This is a genomic window from Tardiphaga sp. vice154, from assembly GCF_007018645.1.
GTDB lineage: Bacteria > Pseudomonadota > Alphaproteobacteria > Rhizobiales > Xanthobacteraceae > Tardiphaga.
In genome coordinates, this window is record NZ_CP041399.1 from 4,602,957 (window position 1) to 4,615,767 (window position 12,811).

12 protein-coding genes are annotated in these 12,811 nt (G+C 63.8%); 5 read left to right on the top strand and 7 right to left on the bottom strand.

Annotated elements, in window-relative coordinates:
• Nucleotides 1-106: 106 nt before the first annotated feature.
• Genes FIU28_RS21640 through cysG form a run of 4 tightly spaced genes read right to left on the bottom strand, consistent with a single transcriptional unit; the run spans nucleotide 107 to nucleotide 4,015 of the window.
• Complete coding sequence (locus FIU28_RS21640) at nucleotides 107-619, bottom strand: DUF934 domain-containing protein (RefSeq protein ID WP_143575181.1); 513 nt, start codon at nucleotides 617-619, stop codon at nucleotides 107-109.
• A complete protein-coding gene (locus tag FIU28_RS21645) occupies nucleotides 606-2,261 on the bottom strand; it encodes a nitrite/sulfite reductase (RefSeq protein WP_143575182.1) in 1,656 nt (551 codons plus the stop codon). Before FIU28_RS21645 ends, FIU28_RS21640 begins: the two co-directional genes overlap by 14 nt.
• Nucleotides 2,262-2,273: 12 nt before the next feature.
• The gene (locus FIU28_RS21650; RefSeq protein ID WP_143575183.1) at nucleotides 2,274-2,588 is read right to left on the bottom strand and encodes a DUF2849 domain-containing protein; all 315 of its coding nucleotides are present in this window, start codon (nucleotides 2,586-2,588) and stop codon (nucleotides 2,274-2,276) included.
• Nucleotides 2,585-4,015, bottom strand: a complete 1,431-nt coding sequence (gene cysG, locus FIU28_RS21655) for a siroheme synthase CysG (protein ID WP_143575184.1) — start codon at nucleotides 4,013-4,015, stop codon at nucleotides 2,585-2,587. Before cysG ends, FIU28_RS21650 begins: the two co-directional genes overlap by 4 nt.
• A gap of 281 nt (nucleotides 4,016-4,296) precedes the next feature.
• Between cysG and FIU28_RS21660 the strand changes: the two genes are divergently transcribed.
• The 4 genes from FIU28_RS21660 to FIU28_RS21675 all read left to right on the top strand — a co-directional run bounded on the left by FIU28_RS21660 (nucleotide 4,297) and on the right by FIU28_RS21675 (nucleotide 9,637).
• On the top strand, nucleotides 4,297-5,322 hold the full coding sequence (locus FIU28_RS21660; RefSeq protein ID WP_143575185.1) for a sulfate ABC transporter substrate-binding protein: 1,026 nt from the start codon (nucleotides 4,297-4,299) through the stop codon (nucleotides 5,320-5,322).
• A gap of 157 nt (nucleotides 5,323-5,479) precedes the next feature.
• Nucleotides 5,480-6,307 carry a sulfate ABC transporter permease subunit CysT gene (gene cysT, locus FIU28_RS21665; RefSeq protein ID WP_143575186.1) on the top strand — a complete coding sequence of 276 codons (828 nt, stop codon included), beginning with the start codon at nucleotides 5,480-5,482 and terminating at the stop codon, nucleotides 6,305-6,307.
• A complete protein-coding gene (cysW, locus tag FIU28_RS21670; protein ID WP_441351248.1) occupies nucleotides 6,304-7,194 on the top strand; it encodes a sulfate ABC transporter permease subunit CysW in 891 nt (296 codons plus the stop codon). Before cysT ends, cysW begins: the two co-directional genes overlap by 4 nt.
• A gap of 286 nt (nucleotides 7,195-7,480) precedes the next feature.
• Nucleotides 7,481-9,637, top strand: a complete 2,157-nt coding sequence (locus FIU28_RS21675; RefSeq protein WP_143575187.1) for a malate synthase G — start codon at nucleotides 7,481-7,483, stop codon at nucleotides 9,635-9,637.
• Between the two features lie 69 nt (nucleotides 9,638-9,706).
• On the opposite strand, the gene FIU28_RS21680 is transcribed toward FIU28_RS21675, so the two are convergent.
• The 3 genes from FIU28_RS21680 to FIU28_RS21690 all read right to left on the bottom strand — a co-directional run bounded on the left by FIU28_RS21680 (nucleotide 9,707) and on the right by FIU28_RS21690 (nucleotide 11,381).
• Nucleotides 9,707-9,862 carry a Thivi_2564 family membrane protein gene (locus tag FIU28_RS21680; protein WP_086937086.1) on the bottom strand — a complete coding sequence of 52 codons (156 nt, stop codon included), beginning with the start codon at nucleotides 9,860-9,862 and terminating at the stop codon, nucleotides 9,707-9,709.
• A 102-nt stretch (nucleotides 9,863-9,964) separates the two neighbouring features.
• Nucleotides 9,965-10,588, bottom strand: a complete 624-nt coding sequence (locus FIU28_RS21685) for a DUF2865 domain-containing protein (RefSeq protein WP_143575188.1) — start codon at nucleotides 10,586-10,588, stop codon at nucleotides 9,965-9,967.
• A gap of 25 nt (nucleotides 10,589-10,613) precedes the next feature.
• A complete protein-coding gene (locus FIU28_RS21690; RefSeq protein ID WP_143576332.1) occupies nucleotides 10,614-11,381 on the bottom strand; it encodes a L,D-transpeptidase in 768 nt (255 codons plus the stop codon).
• A gap of 267 nt (nucleotides 11,382-11,648) precedes the next feature.
• Here FIU28_RS21690 and FIU28_RS21695 point away from each other — a divergent pair, with 267 nt between their 5' ends.
• Entirely contained in the window at nucleotides 11,649-12,758 is a 1,110-nt protein-coding gene (locus tag FIU28_RS21695; RefSeq protein ID WP_143575189.1) for an AI-2E family transporter, read from the top strand.
• Nucleotides 12,759-12,811: the final 53 nt, after the last annotated feature.

The window sequence follows — 12,811 nt, forward strand, 5'->3', positions numbered from 1 at the left end:
CGTCAAGACGGAACGCGAAGTCAACGAAACCAGATTTCAATGTTAGCAGAATGACGGCGACAATATGCTGTCAATATGTCCGAGCACGGGTGCCACCTTCCACTGCCTAGCTGGCGCTCTCCGAATGCCGCAACTGCATGCGGCGATGCAGCGCGGTGATGCGGCCGTCGCCGGTCGGCTGATAGAACACCGTATAGCGCTGGGCGGTGGCAAGGAAGGCCTCCGCATCGGCGTGCTTGACGACCTCGAAAGCATCAAAGCCGGCGCGCAGCATGAACACGAACTGATCGCGCAGCACCTGCCCGGTAGCGCGCATCTCGCCCTTGTAGCCGTAGCGCTCGCGCAGCAGCCGCGCTTGGCTGTAGGCGCGACCGTCGCGAAAGCTCGGAAACACCAGTGCCACCACTGCGAGGCGATCGAGCCACGGCACGAGATCGTCGAGATCACGGTTGTTGGGCCAGATCACGCCGGTCGGGCTGTTGCGCGCGACCAGCGCCTCGGGGTCGGCCAGAAACCGCGAAGCCGGAATCAGCGCCGCGCCGTGGACGGGAATTTCCTGATCTTCACCGACGTGAATGAAGGTGTCGGCGGCGACCGTGCCGTTCTTAACGAGTGGCATAGACGCGCTCCTTGAAGGGCTCGACGCCGAGCCGCGCCACGGCCTCGACAAACAATTCATCCGGTCGCTGGCGTAGCGCCAGATAGGCCTCGACGATATCCTCGATCACATCGGCGACTTCGGCATAGGGCACCGCGGGGCCGATCAGCGTGCCGACCACGGCATGCTCATCGGCGCGGCCGCCGATGGTGATCTGGTAATATTCCTCGCCGTTTTTCTCGACGCCGAGAATGCCGATATGGCCGACATGGTGATGACCGCAGGCATTGATGCAGCCGGAAATGTTGACGTGCAACCGGCCGATCAAATTGGCAGTGTGGTGGTTGGCGAAGCGCCGCGTCAGTTCCTGCGCGATCGGGATCGAGCGGGTGTTGGCGAGCGAGCAGTAATCCAGCCCCGGGCAGGCGATGATATCGGTGACCAGATTGACGTTCGGCGTGGCGACGCCGATCTTGTCGAGCGCCTTCCACAGCGCCGGCAGGTCCTTCTGCGCGACATGCGGCAGCGCGAGATTCTGCTCATGGCCGACCCGGATCTCACCGAACGAATATTTTTCGGCGAGATCGGCGATGGCATCCATCTGGTCGGCGGTGGCGTCGCCCGGCGGACCGCCGATCGGCTTCAGCGATAGCGTCACGATCGAATAGCCGGGCAGTCTGTGCGGCGCGACCGAGTTGAGCCGCCAGGCTTCGAACGCCGGATCGGCGGAAGCCGATCGCACTTCGTCCGGCAGGTCGGTGAGGGTCTCGTAATGCGGGTAGATGAAGCGCGCGCGAATATCCTCGACAACTTCCGCGTCGAGCGACAATGCGGTGTCGCGCATCGCCAGCCATTCGTCCTCGACTTCCCGGGCAAATTTCTCGATGCCGAGCTCATGGACCAGAATCTTGATGCGCGCCTTGTAGATGTTGTCGCGGCGGCCGTACTGGTTGTAGACGCGCAAAATCGCCTCGACATAGCCGAGCAGATCGCGGCCGTGCACGAAGGGTTTGATTGGCTTGCCGATGAACGGCGTGCGGCCGAGACCGCCGCCGACCAGCACCTCGAAGCCGGTCTCGCCGGCGTCGTTCCTGTGCAGCCGCAGGCCGATGTCGTGAACCTTGATCGCCGCGCGATCATGCGCGGATGCTGTGATGGCAAACTTGAACTTGCGCGGCAGGAACGAGAATTCCGGATGCATGGTGGAATATTGCCGCAGCAATTCGCACCAGATCCGCGGGTCTTCGACCTCGCCGGGTGCTACGCCGGCCCATTGATCGGTGGTGATGTTGCGCGTGCAATTGCCCGAGGTCTGCATCGCGTGGATGCCGACCGAGGCCAGATCTTCCAGCGCGTCCGGCAGGTCGGACAAAGCGATCCAGTTGAACTGGATGTTCTGCCGCGTGGTGAAGTGGCCGTAGCCGCGGTCGTAGCGCCTGGCCACATGCGCCATCTTGCGCAGCTGCGCCGACGACAGCGTGCCATAAGGGATCGCCACGCGGAACATATAGGCGTGCAGCTGCAGATAGACGCCGTTCATCAGGCGCAGCATCTTGAACTCGTCTTCGGTGAGTTCGCCGGCCAACCGGCGTTTCACCTGGTCGCGGAATTCGGAGACGCGCTCGTTGATCAGCGTGCGGTCGATTTCGTCATACGTGTACATGATACGATAGCCTTACGCCGGAACCGGCAGGTCGATGGTGACGCCTACCGAGCGTATCTGTTCGCGCAGATTGCCGGGGCCAATGGCGCCGTGGGCGTCGAGCACGACCGGCGCGATGTAGGGGCCGATGGCGCCGACATCGTCGGCGGCGGATTCGGTGAGCAGCGCGCGCGCCTCATCGGCGGTACGCACCACGACGGCATCGGACAGGTCGGTGCTCCAGCCGCAAGCGGCGTTGCGCCAGATCACCACGCCATCCGCGGCGCGGTTGGCGGTGACGACAGAAGGTCCGGTGATCTTGATCTTTTGTTGCAGCGGAGAGGTCATTCGGCAGCTACCAGAAGTTCGGAAATCTGTTGCGGGAGGTCGGAGGCGCGCCACGGCGCGGAATGTGCCACGACATCGCCGATGATCAGGATGGCCGGACCGGAATCAATCTGCGCGACCAGCGACACCAGATTTTCCAGCGTGCCGACGGCGGCCTGCGATTCCGGCCGCGTCACGCGCGCGAATACACCGACCGGCGTCTGCGGCGAGCGGCCGGCGGCGAGCAACCCGGCGCGCACCGAGGGCGCGGCGGTCATGCCCATATAGACCACGACCGTCATCTTCTCGTCGGTCAGCGCGCCCCAGTCGACGGTTTCCGCGTCACGCGCCTTGTGCGCGGTGAGGAAGGTCAGACGCAGCGCCTCGTGGCGGAAAGTCAGCGGCACTTCGTACTGCGCGGCGCCGCCGAGCCCGGCGGTGATGCCGGGGATCACGGAGAAGGCAACGCCCGCCTCGCGCAGCGCCACGATCTCCTCGCCGCCGCGGCCGAAGATGAAACAGTCGCCGCCCTTCAGCCGAACCGCGCGCTGGCCGGCGCGGCCGGCCTCGATCAGCAATTTATTGACGGCGTCCTGGCCGATGCCGGGCTTGCCGACGCGGCGGCCGACCGGAATGCGCGAGGCGTCGCGGCGGATGCGGTCGAGAATTTCGGCCGAGACCAGTTCGTCGTAGAACACCACGTCGGCATCCTGCAGCGCGCGCAGCGCCTTGATGGTGAGGAGATCGGGATCGCCCGGCCCGGCGCCGACCAAAGTGACATGGCCCTGCGTCGCTGCGGTGACGGTGGTGCCGGCATAGCCGACCGGGTCCTTGATCCCCTGCAGCGCGGCTTCCGCCTCCTGCGACTTGCCGGCCAGCACCAGTGCGCCGATCGGTCCATCGACGATGCGCTCCCAGAACCGTCGGCGCAGCGACATGTCCGCGAGATGCGCCGACATCGGCTTGCGCCAGCGGCCGATGAAGGAGGCCAGATCGCCGATCCTGGCCGGCAGCAGCGCCTCGATGCTTTCGCGGACCCGGCGCGCCACCACGGGCGAGGAGCCGCCGGTGCCGATCGCCACCACCACATCGCCGCGGTCGACGATCGCCGGGAAGATGAAGGTGGAATTGGCCAGATCGTCCATCACATTGACCGGCAGGCCGATCGCCTTGGCCCGGGCAGACATCGCCTCCCCCACGGCGCCCGCCCCGGCGCACAGGATGGCAACCAGGCCCGACAGGTCGGCGTCGAGCGGATCGCCGTCGGCGAATTCGATACGGTCGACGCCGTCGAGCCCGGCGGTGTCGCGGTTGCCGTCGATCGCGTACCAGCGGATCCGGGCGCCGGCGGCCAGCAGCAGCCGCAGCTTGGCGCGCACGAGTTCACCCGCGCCCACCAACAGGATCGGCCCGGCCTGCATATCGAGGAATACCGGAAGAAATCGCATCGACGCTCCGCTGCCCCGATTCCGGGGTTGACTGGAATTATTTTCTATATATCCATCGATCAGGCCACGCAAAGAGAATTATATTTCTACTTCGGCGCGTCCGCACTATAGAATTTTTGCCTTCAATCGCCAAGCGCAGCAGGTGTTTTATTCTCGAGCGCAATCGCCGGGCTTGGCGACTGCGCGAACGGACCTCTTGCGATGCAACGATTCAGCCAACTGCCGCGTCAATCCGGGCCGGGACAAATGGTCCCACCCAGCCGTCAACAAGGGGATCCCTCGTGAACCGTTTTGCCATCGCCCTCGCCGCCACGGTCAGCATCGTCGCCGCCTCGGTTGCCCCCGCCCGGGCGCAGGCGCCGACCACGTTGCTGAATGTCTCCTACGACATTGCGCGCGAGCTCTACGCCGAGATCAACACGGCCTTCATCAAGCATTGGAAGGCCAAGACCGGCCAGGACATCACGGTCAACCAGTCGCACAACGGCTCGTCGCGGCAGGCGCGCTCGATCCTGGAAGGCCTCGAGGCCGACGTCGTCACCTTCAACCAGGTGACGGACGTGCAGGTGCTGTACGACAAGGGCAAGCTGATCCCGAAGGACTGGGCGACCCGGCTACCGAACAATTCCTCGCCCTACTACTCGTTGCCGGCGTTTCTGGTGCGCGCGGGCAATCCCAAGGGCATCAAGGACTGGGGCGATCTGGTGAAGCCCGGCGTGCAGGTGATCTTCCCGAACCCGAAGACTTCCGGCAATGCGCGCTACACCTATCTGGCCGCCTATGCCTATGCCAAGCATACGTTTAACGACGAGGCCAAGGCCGACGCCTTCATCAAGCAGCTGTTCGCCAACGTGCCGGTGTTCGACACCGGCGGCCGGGCTGCGACCACCACTTTCGTTGAGCGCGGCACCGGCGACGTGCTGATCACCTTCGAGGCCGAAACCTCCTCGATCCGCGATCTCTCTGGAAAAGATGCCGGAGGCAAGGACAAGTTTGAGGTCGTGGTGCCGCCGACCAGCCTGCTGGCGGAGTTCCCGGTCACCGTGGTCGACAAATATGCCGACAAGCATGGCACCCGCGCGCTCGCCACCGCCTATCTCGAATTCCTGTATTCGCCGGAAGGCCAGGCGATCGAGCTGAAGGGCTATAACCGCGTCGCCGATCAGGCCGTGATGGCGAAGAACAAGGACAAGTTCCCGGACGTCAAGCTGTACCGCGTCGAAGAGGAATTCGGCGGCTGGGACAAGCTCAATGCCGAGCATCTCAATGCCGGCGCGAAGCTGGATCTGTTGTTCGGCGGAAAGTGACCGCCAGCGATGATCGCGTAGGGTGGGCAAAGCGAAGCGTGCCCACCCTACGCGATCATGACAACAGAGGTGGGCACGGCGCAGCGCGCCTTTGCCCACCCTGCGACTGCTGTTAAGAAAACGCTGCATCGCCTCTCACCCACAGGGCCTCCCCACATTGCGACGTAGCGTCATTCCAGGGTTCGGGCTCGCGCTCGGCATCACCTTCCTCTATCTCGGCGCGATCGTGCTGCTGCCGCTGTGCGCGCTGATCCTGAAGGCGTCCGATGTCGGGCTGGCGCAATTCTGGGGCATCATGTCTTCACCGCGCACATTGTCGGCGCTGCGGGTCACGGTAACGATGGCGCTGGCGGCCACCGCGTTCAATGCGGTCTACGGCCTGCTGCTGGCCTGGGTGCTGGCGCGCTATGAATTTCCCGGCAAACGGCTGCTCGACGCGCTGGTCGATGTGCCGTTCGCGCTGCCGACGGCGGTAGCTGGCCTGGCGCTGACCGCGCTGTTCTCGAAGAACGGCTGGTTCGGCGCGCCGCTCGATGCGCTGGGCCTGCAGGTTGCCTATACGCCGCTCGGCATCGCGATCGCGATGGCCTTCACCAGCATTCCCTTCGTGGTGCGGACGGTACAGCCGGTGATCGAGGATCTCGGCTCCGACGTCGAGGAAGCCGGCCGCTCGCTCGGCGCCAACGACTTCCAGATCCTGTGGCGGGTGATTTTCCCGGCGATCTTCCCGGCGTTTCTCGCCGGCTGCTCGCTGTCGTTTGCGCGCAGCCTCGGCGAATTCGGCGCGGTGATCTTCATCGCCGGCAACCAGCCGATGAAAACCGAGATCGTGGCGCTGCTCACCTTCATCCGGCTGGAGGAATACAATTACGAGGCTGCCGCCGCCATCGCGGTGGTGATGCTGCTGATGGCCTTCACCATGCTGATCATCACCAATGCGGTGCAGGCCTGGCACCTGCGCTATCTCGGCCGGGGAGACGCATGATGGAAAAGCCGGTCTCGGAACGCGCCCATACCGAATGGAGGGTGACGCCGGTCGGCGCCGGCCCGGTGGCGCGCCGCGTCGTGCTCGGCATCGTCACCGTCGTGACGCTGCTGTTCCTGGTGGCGCCGCTGGCACTGATCGTCTCCTCGGCGCTGTCGCAGGGCGTCGGCGTGTTCGTCCGCAGCCTGTCCGATCCCGGCACCCAGCACGCGATCTGGCTGACGGTGATCACCGCGCTGATCGCCGTGCCGATGAACATCCTGTTCGGCCTTGCCGCCGCGTGGACCGTGACAAAATTTGTGTTTCCCGGCCGCACGCTGCTGATCGCGCTGATCGAACTGCCCTACTCGATCTCGCCGATCGTGGCCGGCGTGGCCTACCTGTTCGTCTATGGCTCACAGGGCCTGTTCGGACCGGTGCTGGATTATTTCGGGCTGAAGGTAATGTTCGCACTGCCGGCGATCGTGCTGGCCTCGATGTTCGTCACCGCGCCCTTCGTGGCGCGCGAACTGATCCCCTTGATGCAGGTGCAGGGCACCGACGAGGAAGAGGCCGCGGTGACGCTCGGCGCTTCCGGCTTTGCGACGTTCTGGCGGGTCACGCTGCCGAATGTGCGCTGGGCGATGTTGTACGGCGCGATCCTGTGCAATGCGCGGGTGATGGGCGAATTCGGCGCGGTCTCGGTGGTCTCCGGCAACATCCGCGGCCAGACAACCACGCTGCCGCTGCAGATCGAGCTGTTGTATCAGGACTACAACGTCGCCGGCGCCTTTGCCGCAGCGACCGTGCTGACCGCCGTGGCGCTGGTCACCATCGTCATTAAGGTCGTGCTGGAGCGGATCGGTCGCGAGACCGACGTGCCGCTGGCCCGGCCGCCCGGGCATTAGACTTTCTTCCTTCCCTCTCCCCTTGTGGGAGAGGGTGGACGCGCGTTAGCGCGGCCGGGTGAGGGGTATCCACAAACTCCGAGCCCAGTAACCCCTCATCCGTGACGGCCTTTGGCCGTGCCACCTTCTCCCACAAGGGGAGAAGGAAGAGGAGCGCCGCCCTGGCCCCCCTTCTCAGCCGCGGGTGTTTGGCGCTAAAAGGGCCCTCTAGACCGCCTGCGGGCGTCTCTGACGTCGCTTTCCCTGAAAATAGAGCAGAATTGCCGCTTTCGCGAGAAACCCAATCATGAAACGTATCGACGCCCACGGATTGCAGATCGCCCCCGTTCTGTTCGACTTCATTGCCAAGGAAGCCGCCCCCAAGACCGGCATCGAGCCGGACGCGTTCTGGGCCGGCCTCGCCGGCATCATCCGCGATCTCGGGCCGAAGAACCGCGAACTCCTGAAATTCCGCGATACGCTGCAGGAGAAGATCGACGCCTGGCATCGCGCCAACAAGGGCGCCTTCGATATGGCCGCCTATACCGCCTTCCTCAAGGAAATCGGCTACCTGCTGCCGGAGCCGGCGACCAAGACCGTCGAGACCGCCAATGTCGACATCGAGATCGGCCAGATCTGCGGCCCGCAGCTCGTGGTGCCGCTGACCAATGCCCGCTATGCGCTGAACGCGGCCAATGCGCGCTGGGGCTCGCTTTACGACGCATTGTACGGCACCGACGCGATCCCGCATGAGCCGACCGACGGCGGCAAGGGTTACAACAAGGCGCGTGGCGATCGCGTCATCGCCAGGGCCAAGGCCTTCCTCGACCAGGCCGTGCCGCTCGCCACCGGCAGCCACACCGACGTCACCGAATACAGCATCGTTGCCGGCCAGCTTTCCGTGAAGCTGAACAGCGGCAACATGACCGCGCTGAAGGACGGCACACAGCTTGCCGGCTATCTCGGCGATTTCGCCTCGCCGAACTCGATCCTGCTGGTCAACAACGGCCTGCATATCGAGGTCGTGATCGACCGTGCCCACACCATCGGCAAGGACGATGCCGCGGGGGTCGCCGACATGATCATCGAATCCGCGGTCTCCACCATCCTCGACATGGAAGACAGCGTCGCCACGGTGGACGCCGACGACAAGGTGCTGGTCTATCGCAACACGCTCGGCCTGATGAACGGCACGCTGTCGGCCGACTTCGAGAAGGGCGGCAAGACGCTGACCCGCGCGCTCAACCCCGACCGCACCTACAAGACGGTCGCCGGCGACAAGATCACCCTGCACGGCCGCAGCCTGCTGCTGATGCGCGCCGTCGGCCACCACATGTTCACCGACGCCGTGCTGGATTCGGCCGGCGAAGAAATCCCGGAAGGCCTGATGGATGCTGCGGTCGCTGGCCTGCTGGCGATGCACGACCTGAAGTCCACCGGCCTGCGCAACAGCCGCACCGGCTCGGTCTATATCGTGAAACCGAAGATGCACGGCCCGGATGAAGTCGCTTTGACCTGCGAGACCTTTGCCCGCGTCGAACAGATGCTGAAGCTGCCGGAAAACACCATGAAGGTCGGCATCATGGACGAGGAACGCCGCACCACGGTGAACCTCAAGGCCTGCATCCAGAATGCCTCCGAGCGCATCATGTTCATCAACACGGGATTCCTGGACCGCACCGGCGACGAGATCCATACGTCGATGGAAGCCGGCCCGATGATCCGCAAGAACGACATGAAGGCGACGCCGTGGATCAAGGCCTATGAGGAATGGAACGTCGACGTCGGCCTGATCGACGGGTTGCCCGGCCATGCCCAGATCGGCAAGGGGATGTGGGCCGCACCCGACAAGATGGCCGACATGTTGGTGCAGAAGATCGCCCATGTGAACGCCGGCGCCACCACGGCTTGGGTGCCCTCGCCGACCGCGGCAACGCTGCACGCGCTGCATTATCACCAGGTCGATGTCGCCGCGCGCCAGAAGGAACTGGCCGAGGGCGGCCCGCGCGCCAAGCTCTCGGAGATCCTGACAATCCCGGTATCGCAGTCGAACTGGGCGCCGGACGACGTCAAGCAGGAGATCGACAACAATTGCCAGGGCATTCTCGGCTACGTCGTGCGCTGGATCGACCAGGGCGTCGGCTGCTCCAAGGTGCCGGACATCCACGGCGTCGGCCTGATGGAAGACCGCGCCACTTTGCGCATCTCGGCGCAGCATCTGGCGAACTGGCTGCATCAGGGTGTCATAACCCGCGAGCAGGTGATGGAATCGCTGAAGCGGATGGCGATGGTGGTCGACAAGCAGAACGACGGCGATGCGATCTATCAGCCGATGGCGCCGGGCTTCGACGGCGTCGCCTTCAAGGCCGCCTGCGACCTGATCTTCAAGGGCCGCGAACAGCCGAACGGCTACACCGAGTTCATCCTGACCGCGCGGCGCCGCGAGGCGAAGGCGCTGGCCTGATCCAACAAAAAAGCCCCGGCAAGTTGCCGGGGCTTTTCGTTGTAATCGCCATACCTGGGATCAGCGCGGCTAGAATACCGCGATATATTTCAACAGCGAGATCACGCCGAGAATGATCACCACGACGCGGCAGATCTGCTTGGCGCGACCGTCGATCGGCAACAGGTTGATCAGATACAGGATCAGGATAACGACGAGAAACGTAATCAGGACGCCGACGAGCATAGTGAAATTCCCCAGCCTGGTTCAGATGAGCACGGCCATCAGTGGCGTTGTGCGATGCATGACAACACCAAGGCAAACCGCGAGTTCCATGCAGGGAACCGATTATTCCTGAACTGGGCGCTCGAATTTGGCGCGGATCGCTTCCGGGGCCGGTGACATGTTGAGCGATGCACCTCGTTTATCCGGGCGGTTGGTGACCATCAGGCCGCCGGCGCCGGCAACGATATCACCCTTGCGCAGCGTTGGATCATCCTCGACCTTCACGGGCGCCAGTCCCAGTTGATCTTTGCCGTTGCAGGTGCAACCGGCCACCAGCTCGGTACGATACTTGAACGCGTTCGGAAGCGCCGTATACGGTTTTCCCGTCTCGGTCGCGGCCTGATCGATGGCGCTTCCATACACGACGGTGGTTTCACTGGCCGGACAGAAATTGGTGCACGACGCCGCGCGCGACGCGCTATCCGTGGCTGATATCGGAAAATAGCGCCCGTCGCAGCTACGGACGCAAAACGCCTGTCGCCCGCCCGAGGATGAGCGCGACTCGCGTCGCTCACCATATCCCCCTTCACTGCCGGACGGCCGCGACAGCGCAGGCGGCGGTCGGTCATCGACAATTCCGCCAAACAGGGCAGAGAAGAAATCCTGAGCCTGGACCGGCGTCGCCGATGGCATGGCAAAGGCAACGGCAGAGGCGATCAACGCCATTCGTGCAGGAAAACGGCGCATGGAACCTCCCCGAGAGTACGTAGCTTCAGTAGACCGACGGTGCCGACAGGTTCATGGCCTGTCGTCCGTCGGCCGAACGCGGCGAGTTGGCCGCGCGCGGCACATCACGAACCGCTTCGAAGCGCGGCGCTGGACCCGACTTCGGCAGCACCACCACCCTGGTGCCAACCGCGACGCGACTGAAAAGGTCCGCGACGTCTTCGTTGGTCAAACGAATGCAGCCCGACGATACGAACTTGCCGATCGTCGATGCATCGTTGGTGCCGTGAATGCGATAGATGCTCGAGCCGAGATACATGGCACGTGCGCCAAGCGGGTTGCCGGGGCCGCCTGCCATGAAACGCGGAAGATAGGGCTGGCGTGCAATCATCTCGGCTGGCGGATGCCAGTCCGGCCATTCCGCCTTGCGGCTGACGGTCTGTGTGCCGGCCCAGGTGAAGCCTTCGCGTCCGACGCCGACGCCGTAGCGCATCGCCCGACCATTGCCGAGCACGTAGTAAAGATAGGTGTTGGCGGTATCGATCACGATTGTGCCCGGCGCTTCGCGGCTGTTGAAAGACACTTCGGTCCGGCGGAAACGTTCCGGTGTCGCCGAGCTATCCTCGCCTGCTTCCGGAGCATCCATCACATCGTGCTCCGGAAAGCCGTTCGACGGGGCCGAAGCGTAGCTCATGACCTGCGCGGATGCGCCGGTCGACCACAGCGTCGGCGCCAGAACCAGCGCGGCTGCGAAAGCCAGCGCAGGGGCCGACCGCAGCGACAACTTTCGATTTCGAGAAGATGCCTGCGACATGATTGGCCCCGTTGATGCGTCATGATGATGACTGTTCAAACAACCACGCCAGTGCCGAACAGTTCCGCGCGAAGGACGCGCTTCGCGCGCTGTCAACCTCGCCAATGCTCACTATTTCGCGATGGAACCTTCGATCGAATTGCCGGTTATGGGGCCTCAGGCAAACAATCCCCTAGTGAGGGCTCTGCTCTGCAACGGAGCAACGCGCCGATGAGCAAAGTTCGAACGTTGCCCGATAAGAAAAGCGATAGCTCTAAAAGACCGTCCATGAGCGCGGCGCAGAAGACGGAGTCCTCTCACCCGGGCACGCCTATTCCGGACAGCAATGCCTATCAGCCACCTGTCATCCGCCGCGCCGAGGTGGTTGCCTTCGCCTTGGTGTCAATGCTGATTATCACCGTCGTGGCAGTGCTCTATGTCGCCAAGGCGTTTTTCCTTCCTATCGTCACCGCGTTCATCGTCGGCACCATGCTGTCTCCCGCCGCCACCTTCCTGGAAAAGCGCGGCATCCCGCGTGCGGTCTCGGCGGTGCTGATCGTCATCGGCGTTACCGGAGGGCTCGCTTTCATCGTCGGGCTGATCTCGGCGCCGCTGATGGAGTGGACCACGCGGCTGCCCGAGCTGGGAACGCTGCTCAAGGACAAGCTGCACGTGTTCGACCGGCCGCTGGCGCTGTGGCACCAGATACAGGTGCTGTTCGGCGGCTCCGAGACGCTGGCGACGACCAGGTTCGAAATGCCGAAGATCGACTGGGTGCAGCCGACGCTGGAATTCCTGTCGCCGACCTTCACCGAATTCCTCCTGTTCTTCGCCATCCTGGTGCTGTTCATCGCCAGTTGGAAGGACCTGCGCCGCGCGATGATCATGAACTTCGCCGATCACGAATGGCGATTGCGCACGCTTCGGATTCTCAACGCCATCGAGACCAGCCTGGGAGGCTACCTGATCACGGTTACGATGATCAATTTTGGCGTCGGCATCGCCACCGGCCTGATTTGCGCGCTCACCGGAATGCCCAATCCCGCCGGCCTCGGCGCGCTCGCCGCGACGCTGAACTTCTTTCCGATCATCGGGCCGGTCGCGATGTTCGTCATCCTGGTGGCGGTCGGCATCATCACCTCCGCCACGCTCGGCGCCGGCCTTCTCGCCGCCGCGCTTTTCGTCGGACTGACCTTCATCGAGGGCCACTTCATCACGCCGGCTATCATCGGGCGGCGGCTGCAGCTCAATGCGCTGGCAGTGTTTCTTGCACTAGCCTTCTGGACCTGGCTCTGGGGGCCGATGGGCGGCTTCCTCGCGTCGCCGATCCTGATCGTCGGGCTGATCCTGAAGGAGCATTTGATGCCGACCGACAAGACGCAGTTGCCGCCGGATTGACCGGTTCACGAATGGAACTTCCGGCCCGACCCGGCGTTTCAGCATTAGTATCA

What these genes read in the sequence shown, in the direction of transcription:
- FIU28_RS21680 (WP_086937086.1), bottom strand. Translation starts at nt 9,862, where the DNA reads ATGCTCGTCGGCGTCCTGATTACGTTTCTCGTCGTTATCCTGATCCTG.
- FIU28_RS21695 (WP_143575189.1), top strand. Translation starts at nt 11,649, where the DNA reads ATGAGCGCGGCGCAGAAGACGGAGTCCTCTCACCCGGGCACGCCTATT.
- cysW (WP_441351248.1), top strand. Translation starts at nt 6,304, where the DNA reads ATGATGGAAAAGCCGGTCTCGGAACGCGCCCATACCGAATGGAGGGTG.
- cysG (WP_143575184.1), bottom strand. Translation starts at nt 4,015, where the DNA reads ATGCGATTTCTTCCGGTATTCCTCGATATGCAGGCCGGGCCGATCCTG.
- FIU28_RS21675 (WP_143575187.1), top strand. Translation starts at nt 7,481, where the DNA reads ATGAAACGTATCGACGCCCACGGATTGCAGATCGCCCCCGTTCTGTTC.
- FIU28_RS21690 (WP_143576332.1), bottom strand. Translation starts at nt 11,381, where the DNA reads ATGTCGCAGGCATCTTCTCGAAATCGAAAGTTGTCGCTGCGGTCGGCC.
- FIU28_RS21640 (WP_143575181.1), bottom strand. Translation starts at nt 619, where the DNA reads ATGCCACTCGTTAAGAACGGCACGGTCGCCGCCGACACCTTCATTCAC.
- FIU28_RS21650 (WP_143575183.1), bottom strand. Translation starts at nt 2,588, where the DNA reads ATGACCTCTCCGCTGCAACAAAAGATCAAGATCACCGGACCTTCTGTC.
- FIU28_RS21685 (WP_143575188.1), bottom strand. Translation starts at nt 10,588, where the DNA reads ATGCGCCGTTTTCCTGCACGAATGGCGTTGATCGCCTCTGCCGTTGCC.
- FIU28_RS21645 (WP_143575182.1), bottom strand. Translation starts at nt 2,261, where the DNA reads ATGTACACGTATGACGAAATCGACCGCACGCTGATCAACGAGCGCGTC.